This window comes from gamma proteobacterium symbiont of Axiagastus rosmarus (assembly GCF_059730925.1).
In genome coordinates this window covers 3,596,506-3,610,883 of the sequence record NZ_AP035925.1, presented here as the reverse complement: position 1 = coordinate 3,610,883, position 14,378 = coordinate 3,596,506, and the positions used below count along the sequence as shown (strand labels likewise).

Here is a 14,378-nt window from a genome sequence, read left to right as displayed (position 1 = left end):
ATGAGCCAGATTCGTTCAGGGAGCGCGTAATGAAACAGATTCGTCTTTTAGCACAGTACTACGTGGATTTAATGGTCAAGCTCGGGCTGGTGCGGTTTTCGCTGCTGCTGGCTTCGGCGCTGGTGGTGCTGGCAATGGTGGTGCAGATGGCGGTCACCATGGTGCTGCGTGGCCACGTTGAAAGTATCGACGTGGTGCGTTCGGTGTTTTTTGGCCTGCTGATTACCCCGTGGGCGGTCTACTTTCTATCCGTGGTGGTCGATCAGCTGGAGGAGTCGCGCCAGCGGCTGTCGAAGCTGGTGGACAAGCTGGAGGAGATGCGCACGCGCGACCTTGAACTGAATCAGCAGATGAAAGAGACCATCAGCCAGCTGAACCAGGAAATCAGCGACCGTATTAAAGCAGAGCAGGCGCGCGAACAGGTGATGGATAAGCTGCGCGAAGAGATGACGCGGCGTGAACAGGCGCAGATTGAACTGGAGCAGCAATCTTCCTTCCTGCGTTCGTTCCTCGATGCCTCGCCCGACCTGGTGTTCTATCGCAACATCGACAAACAGTTCTCCGGCTGTAACCGCGCCATGGAACTGCTCACCGGGCTGAGTGAGAAGCAGCTAATTGGCCTGACGCCGCGCGACATTTATGACGAAGATGCCGCCACCAAAGTGCTGGAGACCGATGAGAAGGTGTTTCGCCACAATGTGTCGCTCACCTATGAACAGTGGCTGCAGTATCCGGACGGGCGCAAAGCCTGCTTTGAAATCCGCAAAGTGCCGTATTACGACCGCGTCGGTAAACGCAGCGGCCTGATGGGCTTCGGACGCGATATTACCGAGCGTAAGCGCTATCAGGACGCGCTGGAGAACGCCAGCCGTGAAAAGACCACCTTTATCTCCACCATCAGCCACGAGCTGCGTACGCCGCTTAACGGCATCGTCGGGTTGAGCCGCATCCTGCTGGATACCGATCTCAATCAGGAGCAGCTGAAGTACCTGAAAACCATTCACGTCTCGGCCATCACCCTCGGTAACATCTTTAATGATGTGATTGAAGTCGACAAGATTGAGCGGCGCAAAGTGCAGCTGGATAACCAGCCGCTGGATTTCACCGGCTTCCTCGCCGACCTGGAAAACCTCTCCGGCCTGCTGGCGCAGCCGAAAGGGCTGAAGTTCGTCATGGCACCGGAATTGCCGCTGCCGCACAAGATCTCCGCCGACGGCACGCGCCTGCGCCAGATTCTGTGGAACCTGATTGGCAATGCGGTGAAGTTTACCCGGCAGGGCGAAATCGTGGTGCGCGTCGCCTATCGCCAGGACGAAACGCTGCACTTTGAGGTGCAGGACTCCGGGATGGGCATTCCGCAGGAAGAGCAGGACAAAATCTTCGCCATGTATTACCAGGTGAAAGATCAGCACGGCGGTAAACCGGCCACCGGCACCGGGATTGGCCTGGCGGTGTCACGCCGGCTGGCGCAGGCGATGGGCGGCGATATTACCGTCAGCAGCGCACCGGGTCAGGGCTCGTGCTTTACCGTGGAAATTCACGCGCCGCGCGTGGCGGATGAAGTGGAAGATGAGGATCAGGACGACAACATGCCGTTGCCGGCGCTGCATGTGCTGCTGGTAGAAGATATCGAGCTCAACGTGATTGTGGCGCGCTCAGTACTGGAGAAGCTGGGTTGCAGCGTGGAGGTGGCGATGACCGGCGGTGAGGCGCTGGCGATGTTCGATCCGCAGGAGTTCGACCTGGTGCTGCTGGATATCCAGCTGCCGGACATGACCGGCCTCGATGTGTCGCGCGCCATTCATCAGCAGCATGCCGGCGTGACGCTGCCGCCGCTGGTCGCGCTGACTGCCAACGTGCTGAAGGATAAAAAAGAGTATCTCGATGCCGGCATGGACGATGTGCTGAGCAAACCGCTGGCGGTGCCGGCGCTGACCGCGATGATCAAGAAATTCTGGGATTACCAGGCCGAAGCCGAAGCGGTGGTGAGTGACGCCGACGCGGAACAGTCACGCACGCTGCTGGATGTCGACATGCTGGAGCAGTATATCGAGCTGGTTGGTCCGGGGCTGATCACCCAAAGCCTGACGATGTTCGAGCAGATGATGCCGGGTTATCTTGAGGTGCTGGACTCCAACATGATGGCGCGTGACCAGAAGGGCATCGCCGAAGAGGGGCACAAGATCAAAGGCGCGGCGGGCTCCGTCGGCCTGCTGCATCTGCAGAAGCTGGCGAAACAGATTCAGTCACCGGAATTGCCGGCCTGGTGGGATAACGTGCAGGAGTGGGTTGACGAGCTGAAGCACGAGTGGCGGCACGACGTTGAAGTATTACGGAACTGGGTTGCGGAGCGGGAAAAATAGCGCGGGCCAGAAAAAAATGACCCCAGTCGAAACCGGGGTGCGCGAATACTGCGCCAACACCAGGGAAATGGGCGCTGCTGCTATTATTAGAAATCGAATACAAAAGCAACAGCGTGGTATTGGTTAACGCTTCAAAATCACCTTAGCAAATTCGCCACAGCTTGTGACAAGATTCATTAAATTGTGTGATGTTGAGCAGCGTTTAAATACAGAAAACATTAATTTGCTGACACAGTCAAGCAAGGAATCAATTTCTTTGGCGTATTGCACTATTTTTGAGCAAATGTTCGGTTTTTTGCCTGGTTTTCCCACAGTCGCGGTGCGGAAAGCGCTGTGCGGCGAAGGGAAACGGCAAAAAGCGCAGCGCAACGGTCTTTTTTATGCTCATGTTATTGATTCTAATAATGAATAACCAGATTTTTTGGCGGTTATCCAAAACGTTTTGGAAACCCCCGGCTGAAAGTTCCAGTTCGGGCATTGAACGGTTAGCGTAAACCGGATGGGCGATAAAACGTTTTACATGTTGCGCCCTGGCCTGAAGCGTAATTGTCGCTATTTGCGCCGTGTTTTTCAGAATGGTCTCGGTTGTCAATGAACATCTTCACTGACTACTAAAGATGATAGTTAAACATCGTGAAAGGTTTAACGTGAGCGGTATCACAATCGGTTAAGTATTTATGCCTGTGCGCGCTGCGCGATTTTTCTGCATGGAACCGATTCCTTTTTGCCGGAAGTGCTTGATGCGACTGGCTCTAATAGAGGAACGATGGTTGCCCGCGCAATGAGTTTGGCTGGTGGTCGCGATGCTGCAGAGATAAAATTCCGGCTTGCATCACCGCTATTTGAAATCATGACCTGAGTAATTGATTAATCCAGGGAACCGGTAAGAGACGATTGCATGAGTAAGAGTAAAGGGAAGATGGTCCAGCGCCTGAAGCGGCTGGCTGGCAGGGTGCTTCTGGCATGGCTGGGTCTGTGGCTGGCCGGCATTGTGCTGTTCGCATTTTTGCCGGTGCCGTTTTCGGCGGTAATGGTGGAGCGGCAGCTTGGCGCGTGGTTCAGCGGACGCTTCGATTATGTCGCCCATTCAGACTGGGTGGGAATGGATGAGATTTCACCGTGGATGGCGCTGGCGGTGATCGCCTCGGAAGATCAGAAATTCCCCGAGCACTGGGGCTTTGACGTGCATGCCATTCAGCAGGTGCTGGACAATGACGGCAGCGAACGGATGCGCGGCGCATCAACGCTGTCTCAGCAGACGGCGAAGAATCTGTTCTTGTGGGATGGCCGCAGTTGGGTGCGCAAAGGGCTGGAGGCCGGGCTGACGGTGGGGCTGGAAACAGTATGGACCAAACGCCGCATTCTGACGGTGTACCTGAATATTGCGGAATTCGGGAACGGGGTGTTTGGCGTGGAAGAGGCATCGCAGCGCTATTTCCACAAGCCTGCCAGTCGGCTGAGCATGGCGGAAGCCGCTTTGCTGGCGGCGGTGCTGCCGAATCCGATTCGCTTCCGCGCGGATGCACCGTCCGGCTACATTCGTCAGCGCCAGCAGTGGATTATGCGCCAGATGCGCCAGCTGGGCGGCGAGGGCTTTCTCAACCGTTACCAGCTGCACTGACGCGGTTAATCTTCGTCAAAACCGGCTTCAAACAGCTCAATGACCGCGGCCAGCGCCTGGGTTTCCTGCGGGCCACTGGCCTCGATTTCGATATGACCGCCTTTAGCGGAGTCGAGCATCAGTAGCGCAATCACGCTGCTGGCTTCGGCTTCGGTACCGGCCTCGTTACGCAGCAGCACTTCCGCATCAAAACTCTGCACCAGCTCAAACAGCTTCATCGCCGGGCGCGCATGCATACCCAGCTTATTTCGAATCTCAACGGTTTGCTTCACGGTCATGATTTGCGTTTTTCCAGGGTGCGATGACGGGACTGCACATTTTTACCGCGCGAACGGAAATAGTCTGCCAGCTGTTCGGCAATGTAGACCGAACGGTGCTTACCGCCGGTACAGCCAATCGCCACAGTCAGATAGCTGCGGTTATTGGTTTCCAGCATCGGCAGCCACAGCTCGAGATAGCTGCGCGTCTGGTAGATAAAGTTATGCACTTCGGTGTGGCGATCGAGGAAGGCCGCCACCGGACGATCGAGCCCGGTCATCGGACGCAGCTTCGGATCCCAGTGCGGGTTAGGCAGGAACCGCACGTCAAACACGTAATCGGCGTCGATCGGGATGCCGTGCTTGAAGCCGAAGGATTCAAACACCATGGTGAGTTCACGCTCACGCTTGCCCAGCAGGCGCGTGCGCAGCATTTCTGCCAGCTCATGCACCGACATCTCTGAGGTATCGATGATCAGATCGGCACGCGAGCGCAGCGGCTCCAGCAGATCGTTCTCCTCATCAATGGCGCTTTCCAGCGACAGATTTTTGCTGGAGAGCGGATGCAGGCGGCGCGTGTCGCTGTAGCGGCGGATCAGCGTATTGCGATCGGCGTCCAGAAACAGCAGCTGTGGCGAGAACGCTTCCGGCAGATTGTTCAGTGCCTGCTCAAACACCTCCGGTGATTCCGGCATGTTGCGCACGTCAATGCTGACCGCCGCTGAGATATTGCGCTCGGTTAAGGTGTTCGCCAGCTCCGGCAGCAGCACCACCGGCAGGTTATCGACACAGTAGAAGCCCATATCCTCAAGGGCGCGCAGCGCGACTGATTTTCCTGAGCCTGACCGACCGCTAACGATCATCAGCACCATCACATTTCTCCCGTGTTAAACCGGCACGCAGGCCGGTAAAAGTGTCTGTCGCTTAAGCGTGATCTTCCTGAGCTTCTGTAATGATGGCGTAGAGCTCTTCATCGCTCTGTGCCGCGCGCAAACGGCGGCAGACGGTTTTATCCGCCAGGCGTTTCGCCACCAGCGACAGGGTGTGCAGATGGGTTTTGCACTGGTCTGCGGGCACCAGCAGGGCAAACAGCAGGTCAACCGGCTGGTTGTCGACGGCGTCAAAGGCGATAGGCTGGTCGAGGCTGATAAACACGCCAACGGCGCGCAGCGTATCCTCCTCCAGCTTGCCGTGCGGGATGGCGATGCCGTTGCCAATGCCGGTACTGCCCATGCGTTCACGGGTCAGGATGGCTTCAAAAAGCGTCTGGTGCGGCAGATTGAGCTGCTTAGCGGCCAGCTCGCTGATAATTTCCAGCGCGCGCTTTTTACTCTGGCAGTGTACGCCGCTGCGGGTGCAGTCCAGCGAAAGGACCGCGCTCAATTCCAGTGTCAGATCGTTGTTCATCATCGTTTCACTTGCGTGTTCACATAGCCGTAAGGCACGTACCGGGACACCGCGAACGGGCAGGGCAGGTGACTGCAGGCGCTTGCGCAGATGACAAAACGGGGCGGTGACCCGCCCCATTTCTCCTCTGAGTGCTGAACCCGTCAGCACTCTGCAAGCGTGAAGGTTAGTGTTTTTTCAGTTTGTCTTTGTGTTTGGTCAGCTGACGGGCCAGCTTGTCAATCAGCCCGTCGATGGCCGCGTACATGTCTTCCGCTTCCGATGTGGCGTGCAGCTCCCCGCCGTTGACGTGCAGGGTTGCTTCCGCAATCTGCGTCACCTTCTCCACTTTCAGAACAATATAAACCTGATTGATACGATCAAAATAGTGTTCCAGTTTGGCAAATTTGTTATTTACAAATTCGCGCAGTGGGTCGGTTATCTCAACATTCAGTCCGGTAAGGTTTAGCTGCATAGGTCTTCCTTCTTGTTTCGGTCAAACCAGCTGCTTGCGCTGGTTTGATGGCGGTATAGATAAAGACTCGCGATACTTAGCAACCGTACGTCGCGCCACCATGATGCCCTGTTCAGATAACATGGAGGTCAGTTTGCTGTCGCTCAAGGGTTTTGCGGGATTTTCCGCGGAGATTAATTTTTTCACCAGTGCACGGATCGCCGTCGACGAGGCTTCGCCACCGCCTTCGGTGCTGACGTGACTGGAGAAAAAATACTTCAGTTCAAAAATGCCACGCGGGCTGTGCAAATACTTTTGCGTGGTGACGCGGGAAATGGTGGATTCATGCATATCCACGGCCTGGGCGATATCCGCCAGCACCATCGGACGCATATACTCTTCACCCTGTTCAAAAAACGCCTGCTGCTGTTCGACAATACAGCGCGTCACTTTAAGCAGCGTGTCGTTGCGGCTCTCCAGGCTCTTAATCAGCCAGCGGGCTTCCTGTAAGTTGCTGCGAATAAACTGACTGTCACTGTCATTACGCGCAGAACCGCCCATCGCGGCGTAATGCTGATTAATCTTCAGGCGCGGCAGGCTGTCAGCGTTCAGCTCCACCGTCCAGCGCGTGCCAGTCTTGCGCACCAGCACATCGGGAATCACATACTCGGGCTCGCTGGTATTGATCGACTGCCCGGGGCGCGGATCGAGCGACTGAATCAGCAGCATCGCTTCCTTCAGCACCTCTTCTTTCAGCCGCGTCACGCGCATCAGGCTGCGGAAATCGTGGTTAGCCAGCAGGTCGAGATGCTCGCTGACGATCAGCCGTGCTTCGTTCAGCATCGGCATATCGGCCGCATACTGCGACAGCTGCACCAGCAGGCAGTCACGCAGATCGCGTGCGCCGACGCCCACCGGATCGAAACGCTGTACGCGCTTCAGCACCGCTTCCACCTCTTCCAGCGTCAGCTCTTCGTCACCAATACTGTCACAAATGTCCTGTAAGCTGACGGTGAGATAACCGGTATCGTCGATGGCATCGACGATGGAGGTAGCGATGGCGCGGTCGGTGTCGGTGAACGGCGTCAGTTCCACCTGCCACATCAGATAGTCCTGCAGCGATTGCGTGGTTTCACCCTGATACACCGGCAGCTCGTCGTCCTGGTAATCGGTGCCGGTGCCGGAGGGCGTACCGGCCGTGTAGATCTCGTCCCAGGTGGCATCGAGCGGCAGCTCTTCCGGCATCTCTTTCTGTTCGAGTGCCTCACGGGTATCTAACGCCTCGTTCTCCTGAAATTCGCGGGCGTCGACTTCATCGTGCAGATCGGTTTGTTCAAGCAGCGGATTGCTTTCCAGCGCCAGTTGCAGTTCCTGCTGGAGTTCAAGCGTAGAGAGTTGCAGCAAGCGGATTGCCTGCTGCAACTGGGGGGTCATCGCCAGCTGTTGGCTGAGCCTGAGTTGCAAACCTTGCTTCATAATCCGGCTAGAATTTCCTAAGCAAATGTCGGGTATGCCGACACCTTATCAGAGTCTGAACTCTTCGCCCAAATAAACCCGCTTAACCTGCTCATCTGCAAGAATTTCATCTGGCGTGCCGTGGGCAATCAGATGGCCCTGGCTGACGATATATGCGCGCTCACACACCGCGAGCGTTTCACGCACGTTGTGGTCGGTGATCAGCACGCCGAGGCCGCTGTCACGCAGGTGTTCGATGATCTTTTTGATATCGATAACGGAGATAGGGTCAACGCCGGCAAAAGGTTCATCCAGCAGGATAAACTTTGGATTGGCGGCCAGCGCACGGGCAATCTCGACGCGGCGACGTTCACCGCCCGACAGCGCCTGGCCCATGCTGTCGCGCAGATGGCCAATGTGGAACTCTTCCATCAGCTCATTGGCGCGATCCTGACGCTGCTCTTCCGTCAGGTCGTCACGCACCTGCAGTACCGCCATCAGGTTGTCGTAGACACTCAGACGGCGAAAGATCGACGCTTCCTGCGGCAGATAACCGATGCCGCGGCGCGCGCGCGCATGCAGCGGCAGAATACTGATATCTTCTTCATCAATGATGATGCGGCCGGCATCACGCGGCACGATGCCGACCACCATGTAGAAGGTGGTGGTTTTACCGGCCCCGTTGGGGCCCAGCAGGCCGACAATCTCGCCGGATTTCACCTGCAGGCTGACATCTTCTACTACGCGACGGCCTTTGTAGGCTTTCGCCAGGTTTTCAGCGACTAATGTGGCCATAGCGATCAGTTACTCTTTTTGGGGCTCGCAGACGAACCGTTTTTATCCTGCAGCTGCGACGGCACCAGCACGGTGGTGACACGCTTGCTCTGGCCCTGACTGTAGGCCTGCATTTTCTGCTCTTTCACCAGATAGGTGATGCGATCGCCTTTGATGTTGCTGTCCTGCTGCTCAATAAAGGCGTTGCCGGTCAGCTCGACGAAATCGTTGGCCAGCTCATAGTGCAGTTTGGCGGCGTGCCCCTGCACCGGTTTGCCGTTGTCCTGCATCTGATAAAAGGTGGCTGGATTGCCGTAGGCATCAACGATGGTTTTGTTGCTGTCGCCGCCGGGACGCGTTACTACCACTTTATCGGCGGTAATTTTGATGGTGCCCTGGGTCACGATCACGTTGCCGGTAAAGGTGGCGACGTTACCCTGCAAATCGAGCGCCTGGTTCACCGAGTCGATGTTAACCGGCTTGTCCGAATCGCCCGTTAACGCCAGCGCCGGCAGGCTGGTTGCCAGCAGCGCACTCACCAGCAGCAACTTAAGGCTATTTTTGTTCATTTTGAATTTCATAGGAGGTTTTGACCTTTTCAAGCAGCTCGGCATTCTTTGTCCGTAGGTTGCCGCGCATCTTCATGCCAGTGGAGTTAAAACTGCGGCCAAATAGGGTGACCTGATCGTCAGACGTCACATCCTGGCTGACCAGATTAACCTGAGCATTATCCGTGATGATGCGCTCAAGCTGGGAATCCTGCGTCAATGTGTGTACTTCAACGTGGCCATAAAGATACAGCATACGATCTTTCGTCAGCTTTGCCTTGTCAGCACGAACCGACCACGTGGGCACTTTGTTTTCGTCGTAAGTGGTCATCACCGGATTATCGAACCAGCTCACTTCTTCGGCCGAAAAGTAGGTCACTTTATCCGAGACCAGCTTATAGGCCAGCGCACCCGTCGGGTTATACACCACGGTGCTGGAGTTGGCGCTGGTGTAGGTCGGCGCCTGATCGTTGGTCGCCACCGGCGTGGCGCTGTCGTCCTGGTTGGTAAGATTCCAGCCGATCAGCACCAGGGCGATCAGCGCCAGAATCAGCGTTATCCAACGCCTGCTTTTACTCATACTGATTGCCCTTTGGCATCCTCAAATTTGTTCTGCGCCAGCAAAATCAGGTCGCATAGCTCACGTACTGCACCGCGACCGCCAGCAATGCGCGTCACGTAATGCGCGCGCGGCAGTAATACCGGATGCGCATCGGCGACGGCCACGCTCAGACCCGCCTGTGCCATTACCGGCCAGTCGATCAGGTCGTCACCAATATACGCGACCTGGTCTGCCGATAGTGACAGTTTATCCAGGAGTTCGCGCCAGGCCAAAAGCTTATCCGACTGTCCCTGGTAAAGATGCGTAATGCCGAGCGTTTTACAGCGATCTTCCAGCAGTTTAGCGCGACGGCCGGTAATAATAGCCACTTCGATGTCCGAGGTCAGCAGGCAGCGCACGCCGTAACCGTCGCGCACGTTAAAGGCCTTTAGCTCTTCACCGCTGTTGCCCATGTAAATCAGGCCGTCGGACATCACGCCATCGACATCGCAAATCAGCAGGCGGATGTTGGCCGCCCGCGCCATCACGTCGGCGCTCACCGGGCCGTAGCAGGTGTCGACCATCGTGGTTTCAGCACTCATTGTTGTTTCCCGTTCAGACCACGCCAGCGCGCAGCATGTCATGCATATGTACCACACCGAGCAGGCGATCGTCATCGGCCACCAGCAGCGCAGTGATGTTTTTGTTTTGCATCAGATTAAGCGCGTCCACCGCCAGCAGGTTAGGACGCACGCGAATCCCGCCGCGCGTCATCACATCCTGGATGCGGGCCGACTGGAAATCGATGCCCATATCGAAGATGCGGCGCAGGTCACCGTCCGTGAAAATCCCTTCGATTTTCATCAGGTCGTCGACAATCACCGTCAGGCCGAGGTTTTTGCGCGTGATCTCCAGCAGCGCGTCGCGCAGCGAGGCGTCACGGGTGACGTGGGGAATTTCATCGCCGCTGTGCATAATGTCGCTGACGTGCAGCAGCAGTTTGCGCCCCAGCGCGCCGCCCGGGTGCGACAGCGCGAAATCTTCCTGCGTGAAACCGCGCGCTTCCAGCAGCGCCACCGCAAGCGCATCGCCCATTACCAGCGTGGCGGTGGTGCTGGAGGTCGGTGCCAGCCCGAGCGGACAGGCTTCCTGCGGCACTTTCACGCATAAATGCACATCGGCAGCCCGGCCCATGGCGCTCTCCGGACGGCTGGTCAGGCAAATCAGCTGCACTTTCTGCCGTTTGAGCACCGGGATCAGCGCGAGGATTTCGCCTGACTCGCCGCTGTTCGAGATGGCGATCACCACATCGTTGGTGCTGACCATGCCGAGATCGCCGTGGCTGGCTTCACCCGGGTGGACGAAGAACGCCGGCGTGCCGGTACTGGCGAAAGTGGCGGCCATCTTCTTGCCGATATGGCCGGATTTGCCCATGCCCATCACCACCACTTTGCCACGGCAGGCAAAGATCATTTCGCAGGCGCGGCTGAAGTCGGCGTTAATATACTGGTCGAGCTGTTCCAGCCCTTCGCGTTCAATGCGCAGTACCGCTTTACCTGCCTGCTGGAAGTCGAAATCCGGTTGCTGATGTGACATGGTCAGTCATCCTTAATAGCTTGCGATAAGCGTGGGGCTGAGCCACAGCCACAGCACCCACACGATAAATCCACCTAACAGCAGCGTGCCCGCGATGCGGCCGATGCGGCGCTTGCGCAGCAGGCACAGCAGGGCGAACAGCACGCTGACGCCCAGCATAATCCAGTAATCCCGCGCAAAGGCGTGCGCATCGATCGCGCCGGGATGCACCAGCGCCGGCAGGCCCAGCACAATCGCCAGATTGAAGATATTGGCGCCAATCAGGTTGCCGATGGCGATATCGTCTTCGCCTTTCAGCGCGCCGGCCAGCACCGTGGCCAGTTCCGGCAGACTGGTACCGACAGCAATCAGCGTCAGTCCCATCACCAGTTCGCTAACGCCGAAGTAATCCGCAAACACTGTGGCGTTGTCGATCACCATGCGCGTCGACATCGGCAGAATAATCAGCGCCACCGCCAGCCAGAGAAACGCCACCGTGTTGCCGCTTTCGTCGCGCGGCAGCTCCGCCAGTTGTTCACGCGTCAGGGTGTCATTATTATCGCGCTCGGCCCGCCGGGCGATGCGGATCGCCACCAGCAGATAACCCAGCGCCAGCAGCAGCAGTGCCACGCCATCCAGCCGGCTGAGCTGGTTATCAAACAGCATGATGCCGCTGAGCAGTGAGACCAGCAGCAGCAGAGGGAGTTCGCGGCGAATCAGATTGGAGTGTACGGTTAAAGGGTGCAGCAGCGCAGCGCCACCCAGAATCAGCAGAATATTGGTGATGTTCGAGCCCAGCGCGGTACCCACGGCTAAATCCATCTGACCATGCTGCGCGGCAGAGAACGAGACGATCAGTTCCGGCAGTGAAGTGCCAATGCTCACCACCGTCATGCCAATGATCAACGGGGGAATGCCAAGGGATCGACACAGGATCGCGGCGCTGAACACCAGGCGGTCAGCTCCGTAAGCCAGTAAAATCAATCCGATAAACAGCAGGGCAGTGGCTACGAACATGAAAAATCCTTGATGGATAACGGTGCCGGCAAACCTTGTCCGACAGGTAAAAGCAGTGCGCGTGCGGAATCAGGCGCTGATTTTGACTGTCTGAGAGGCAAAAGTAAATTTTAAGGCCGTTTTCGCCACACCGGACGGGTAAGTTTCTGTAAAACTATCGTGCATTGTGGTTTACCAGGCTACCATCCACCACGTTAATTACGCCCGATCCGTTTAAAGAGGTAATGATGATCCAGCAGCAAACGAATCTGGTTGAGGTTCGTGGCGTCAGTTTTACGCGCGGCAATCGCACCATCTTCGACGACATTTCGCTGACCGTTCCGGCGGGCAAAGTCACGGCGATTATGGGCCCTTCCGGCATCGGTAAAACCACCCTGCTGCGCCTGATTGGCGGGCAGTTGCAGCCGGACAAAGGTGAGATCTGGTTTCGTGACCAGAACATTCCGACGCTGTCGCGCCGTAAGCTGTATGACGTGCGTAAAAAAATGAGCATGCTGTTCCAGTCCGGTGCGCTGTTCACCGACCTTAACGTCTATGAAAACGTTGCCTGGCCGCTGCGCGAACACACCCGGCTGCCAGCGGAATTACTGCACAGCACGGTGATGATGAAGCTGGAAGCTGTGGGACTGCGCGGCGCAGCCCAGCTGATGCCGGCCGAACTCTCCGGCGGCATGGCGCGCCGGGCGGCGCTGGCGCGTGCAATTGCGCTGGAGCCGGAGCTGATTATGTTCGACGAACCCTTTGTCGGCCAGGATCCCATTACCATGGGCGTGCTGGTCAAGCTAATCGATGAGCTCAACCATTCGCTGGGCGTCACCTGCATTGTGGTTTCACACGACGTGCCAGAGGTCTTGAGCATTGCCGATCATGCCTATATTGTTGCCGGGCAAAAGATTATTGCTCAGGGTAGTGCGCCGCAGCTGAGGGAGAATCCCGATCCGCGCGTGCGCCAGTTTATTGAGGGTCATGCGGATGGTCCGGTGCCGTTCCGCTTCGCTGCCGGGGATTACCTCAGCGATCTGACCCGCACAGGGAGAAGCTAAACTGATGTGGTTACAGGCACTGGCGTCATTTGGGCGTCAGGGAATTAACACCTGTGCGGCCTTTGGCCGGGCGGGCTTAATGCTCTTCCATGCGCTGGTGGGTAAACCGGCGTTTCGTAAGCATGCGCCGCTGCTGGTGAAGCAGCTGTATAGCGTGGGCGTGCTGTCATTGCTGATCATTGTGGTCTCCGGCCTGTTCATTGGCATGGTGCTGGGGCTGCAGGGCTATCTGGTACTCACCACTTACAGCGCGGAAACCAGCCTGGGTATGCTGGTGGCGCTGTCGCTGCTGCGCGAACTGGGGCCGGTAGTCACCGCGCTGCTGTTTGCCGGGCGCGCCGGTTCGGCGCTCACTGCGGAAATTGGCCTGATGAAAGCCACTGAGCAGCTCTCCAGCATGGAGATGATGGCGGTCGATCCGCTGCGCCGCGTAGTGTCGCCGCGCTTCTGGGCCGGCTTTATCAGTATGCCGCTGCTGGCGCTGATCTTTACCGCGGTGGGCATTGCCGGTGGCGCGCTGGTCGGGGTGGCCTGGAAAGGCATCGACCCGGGCTTTTTCTGGTCGGCGATGCAGAACGCGGTGGATTTTCGTACAGATGTGATCAACTGCCTGATCAAGAGCGCGGTGTTTGCCATCACGGTGACCTGGATCGCGCTGTTCAATGGGTATGACGCCATCCCGACTTCGGAAGGGATCAGTCGCGCGACGACGCGTACCGTAGTCCATGCTTCGCTGGCGGTGCTTGGACTGGATTTTGTGCTGACGGCACTGATGTTTGGGAATTAATGCAATGCAAAGCAAAAAAAACGAAATCTGGGTTGGCGTGTTTATGCTGGCTGCGCTGCTGTTCCTCAGCCTGCGCGTCGCCGATCTTAAATCGCTGGGTACTGAGCCAACGTGGAAGCTGTACGCCACCTTCGATAATATCGGCGGCCTGAAAGTCAGCTCGCCGGTGAAAATTGGCGGCGTGGTGATTGGCCGCGTCACCGACATTTCACTGGATGACAAAACGCTGTCGCCGCGCGTCACCATGGATATCAGCGAACAGTATGCCAATAAAATTCCTGACACCAGCTCGCTGGCGATTCGCACCCAGGGTCTGCTGGGTGAGCAGTTCCTCGCGCTCAACTTAGGTTTTGACGATCCGGAGCTTGGCTCGGCGATGCTGAAAGATGGCGGCACGCTGCGGGATACCAAATCGGCGCTGGTGCTGGAAGACCTGATCGGCCAGTTCCTCTACAAGAGCGGCGACAACAAGGACAATGAGAAATCGTCGGGCGCCGCCAGCGCGAGCGCCCCGGCAGCACCTGCTACAACGGAATAACCCAGAGAGGTACAACACG

17 protein-coding genes are annotated in these 14,378 nt (G+C 57.2%); 5 read left to right on the top strand and 12 right to left on the bottom strand.

Going from position 1 to position 14,378, the window contains the following annotated elements:
- The first annotated feature begins 29 nt into the window (after nucleotides 1–29).
- Nucleotides 30–2,363: an aerobic respiration two-component sensor histidine kinase ArcB gene (gene arcB / locus AC6I8F_RS17135; protein ID WP_480310122.1), complete on the top strand. Its 2,334-nt coding sequence runs from the start codon at nucleotides 30–32 to the stop codon at nucleotides 2,361–2,363.
- A 247-nt stretch (nucleotides 2,364–2,610) separates the two neighbouring features.
- Here arcB and AC6I8F_RS17130 read toward each other — a convergent pair whose 3' ends face one another.
- Complete coding sequence (locus tag AC6I8F_RS17130; protein ID WP_498028270.1) at nucleotides 2,611–2,955, bottom strand: hypothetical protein; 345 nt, start codon at nucleotides 2,953–2,955, stop codon at nucleotides 2,611–2,613.
- Between the two features lie 306 nt (nucleotides 2,956–3,261).
- On the opposite strand from AC6I8F_RS17130, the gene mtgA reads away from it, so the two are divergent.
- Nucleotides 3,262–3,984: a monofunctional biosynthetic peptidoglycan transglycosylase gene (gene mtgA / locus AC6I8F_RS17125; RefSeq protein WP_031279742.1), complete on the top strand. Its 723-nt coding sequence runs from the start codon at nucleotides 3,262–3,264 to the stop codon at nucleotides 3,982–3,984.
- Nucleotides 3,985–3,989: 5 nt separating this feature from the next.
- Here the strand turns inward: mtgA and npr are convergent, their stop codons facing one another.
- The 11 genes from npr to AC6I8F_RS17070 form a co-directional block, all read right to left on the bottom strand.
- Nucleotides 3,990–4,262: a PTS phosphocarrier protein NPr gene (gene npr / locus AC6I8F_RS17120; RefSeq protein WP_058759594.1), complete on the bottom strand. Its 273-nt coding sequence runs from the start codon at nucleotides 4,260–4,262 to the stop codon at nucleotides 3,990–3,992.
- The gene (gene rapZ, locus AC6I8F_RS17115; protein WP_021507744.1) at nucleotides 4,259–5,113 is read right to left on the bottom strand and encodes an RNase adapter RapZ; all 855 of its coding nucleotides are present in this window, start codon (nucleotides 5,111–5,113) and stop codon (nucleotides 4,259–4,261) included. The genes npr and rapZ overlap by 4 nt, the downstream gene beginning before the upstream one ends.
- 52 nt (nucleotides 5,114–5,165) lie before the next feature.
- Nucleotides 5,166–5,648 (bottom strand): PTS IIA-like nitrogen regulatory protein PtsN, encoded by a 483-nt coding sequence (gene ptsN, locus AC6I8F_RS17110; RefSeq protein ID WP_031279741.1) that lies wholly within the window; start codon nucleotides 5,646–5,648, stop codon nucleotides 5,166–5,168.
- Nucleotides 5,649–5,814: 166 nt separating this feature from the next.
- On the bottom strand, nucleotides 5,815–6,102 hold the full coding sequence (hpf, locus tag AC6I8F_RS17105) for a ribosome hibernation promoting factor (protein ID WP_010618250.1): 288 nt from the start codon (nucleotides 6,100–6,102) through the stop codon (nucleotides 5,815–5,817).
- A 21-nt stretch (nucleotides 6,103–6,123) separates the two neighbouring features.
- Nucleotides 6,124–7,557, bottom strand: a complete 1,434-nt coding sequence (rpoN, locus tag AC6I8F_RS17100) for an RNA polymerase factor sigma-54 (protein WP_031279740.1) — start codon at nucleotides 7,555–7,557, stop codon at nucleotides 6,124–6,126.
- A gap of 48 nt (nucleotides 7,558–7,605) precedes the next feature.
- Nucleotides 7,606–8,331, bottom strand: a complete 726-nt coding sequence (lptB, locus tag AC6I8F_RS17095; RefSeq protein WP_021507742.1) for an LPS export ABC transporter ATP-binding protein — start codon at nucleotides 8,329–8,331, stop codon at nucleotides 7,606–7,608.
- Between the two features lie 5 nt (nucleotides 8,332–8,336).
- On the bottom strand, nucleotides 8,337–8,891 hold the full coding sequence (gene lptA / locus AC6I8F_RS17090; RefSeq protein WP_031279739.1) for a lipopolysaccharide ABC transporter substrate-binding protein LptA: 555 nt from the start codon (nucleotides 8,889–8,891) through the stop codon (nucleotides 8,337–8,339).
- Nucleotides 8,866–9,438 (bottom strand): LPS export ABC transporter periplasmic protein LptC, encoded by a 573-nt coding sequence (gene lptC / locus AC6I8F_RS17085; RefSeq protein ID WP_021507740.1) that lies wholly within the window; start codon nucleotides 9,436–9,438, stop codon nucleotides 8,866–8,868. Before lptC ends, lptA begins: the two co-directional genes overlap by 26 nt.
- Nucleotides 9,435–10,001 carry a 3-deoxy-manno-octulosonate-8-phosphatase KdsC gene (kdsC, locus tag AC6I8F_RS17080; protein ID WP_021507739.1) on the bottom strand — a complete coding sequence of 189 codons (567 nt, stop codon included), beginning with the start codon at nucleotides 9,999–10,001 and terminating at the stop codon, nucleotides 9,435–9,437. Before kdsC ends, lptC begins: the two co-directional genes overlap by 4 nt.
- Before the next feature lie 13 nt (nucleotides 10,002–10,014).
- Nucleotides 10,015–10,995 carry an arabinose-5-phosphate isomerase KdsD gene (gene kdsD, locus AC6I8F_RS17075; protein ID WP_021507738.1) on the bottom strand — a complete coding sequence of 327 codons (981 nt, stop codon included), beginning with the start codon at nucleotides 10,993–10,995 and terminating at the stop codon, nucleotides 10,015–10,017.
- A gap of 12 nt (nucleotides 10,996–11,007) precedes the next feature.
- Nucleotides 11,008–11,991, bottom strand: coding sequence for a calcium/sodium antiporter (locus AC6I8F_RS17070; protein WP_021507737.1), 984 nt, complete (start codon nucleotides 11,989–11,991; stop codon nucleotides 11,008–11,010).
- A gap of 227 nt (nucleotides 11,992–12,218) precedes the next feature.
- Here AC6I8F_RS17070 and mlaF point away from each other — a divergent pair, with 227 nt between their 5' ends.
- The 3 genes from mlaF to mlaD are packed head-to-tail and all read left to right on the top strand — an operon-like array spanning nucleotide 12,219 to nucleotide 14,359.
- Nucleotides 12,219–13,034 carry a phospholipid ABC transporter ATP-binding protein MlaF gene (mlaF, locus tag AC6I8F_RS17065; RefSeq protein ID WP_021507736.1) on the top strand — a complete coding sequence of 272 codons (816 nt, stop codon included), beginning with the start codon at nucleotides 12,219–12,221 and terminating at the stop codon, nucleotides 13,032–13,034.
- 4 nt (nucleotides 13,035–13,038) lie between these two features.
- Nucleotides 13,039–13,821: a lipid asymmetry maintenance ABC transporter permease subunit MlaE gene (gene mlaE / locus AC6I8F_RS17060; protein WP_021507735.1), complete on the top strand. Its 783-nt coding sequence runs from the start codon at nucleotides 13,039–13,041 to the stop codon at nucleotides 13,819–13,821.
- Nucleotides 13,822–13,825: 4 nt separating this feature from the next.
- Entirely contained in the window at nucleotides 13,826–14,359 is a 534-nt protein-coding gene (gene mlaD / locus AC6I8F_RS17055; RefSeq protein ID WP_498028269.1) for an outer membrane lipid asymmetry maintenance protein MlaD, read from the top strand.
- Nucleotides 14,360–14,378 lie beyond the last annotated feature (19 nt).

Excerpts from the sequence above, each read along its gene's own strand:
- arcB (WP_480310122.1), top strand. The coding sequence starts at position 30 with ATGAAACAGATTCGTCTTTTAGCACAGTACTACGTGGATTTAATGGTC.
- mtgA (WP_031279742.1), top strand. The coding sequence starts at position 3,262 with ATGAGTAAGAGTAAAGGGAAGATGGTCCAGCGCCTGAAGCGGCTGGCT.
- npr (WP_058759594.1), bottom strand. The coding sequence starts at position 4,262 with ATGACCGTGAAGCAAACCGTTGAGATTCGAAATAAGCTGGGTATGCAT.
- rapZ (WP_021507744.1), bottom strand. The coding sequence starts at position 5,113 with ATGGTGCTGATGATCGTTAGCGGTCGGTCAGGCTCAGGAAAATCAGTC.
- ptsN (WP_031279741.1), bottom strand. The coding sequence starts at position 5,648 with ATGAACAACGATCTGACACTGGAATTGAGCGCGGTCCTTTCGCTGGAC.
- hpf (WP_010618250.1), bottom strand. The coding sequence starts at position 6,102 with ATGCAGCTAAACCTTACCGGACTGAATGTTGAGATAACCGACCCACTG.
- rpoN (WP_031279740.1), bottom strand. The coding sequence starts at position 7,557 with ATGAAGCAAGGTTTGCAACTCAGGCTCAGCCAACAGCTGGCGATGACC.
- lptB (WP_021507742.1), bottom strand. The coding sequence starts at position 8,331 with ATGGCCACATTAGTCGCTGAAAACCTGGCGAAAGCCTACAAAGGCCGT.
- lptA (WP_031279739.1), bottom strand. The coding sequence starts at position 8,891 with ATGAAATTCAAAATGAACAAAAATAGCCTTAAGTTGCTGCTGGTGAGT.
- lptC (WP_021507740.1), bottom strand. The coding sequence starts at position 9,438 with ATGAGTAAAAGCAGGCGTTGGATAACGCTGATTCTGGCGCTGATCGCC.
- kdsC (WP_021507739.1), bottom strand. The coding sequence starts at position 10,001 with ATGAGTGCTGAAACCACGATGGTCGACACCTGCTACGGCCCGGTGAGC.
- kdsD (WP_021507738.1), bottom strand. The coding sequence starts at position 10,995 with ATGTCACATCAGCAACCGGATTTCGACTTCCAGCAGGCAGGTAAAGCG.
- AC6I8F_RS17070 (WP_021507737.1), bottom strand. The coding sequence starts at position 11,991 with ATGTTCGTAGCCACTGCCCTGCTGTTTATCGGATTGATTTTACTGGCT.
- mlaF (WP_021507736.1), top strand. The coding sequence starts at position 12,219 with ATGATCCAGCAGCAAACGAATCTGGTTGAGGTTCGTGGCGTCAGTTTT.
- mlaE (WP_021507735.1), top strand. The coding sequence starts at position 13,039 with ATGTGGTTACAGGCACTGGCGTCATTTGGGCGTCAGGGAATTAACACC.
- mlaD (WP_498028269.1), top strand. The coding sequence starts at position 13,826 with ATGCAAAGCAAAAAAAACGAAATCTGGGTTGGCGTGTTTATGCTGGCT.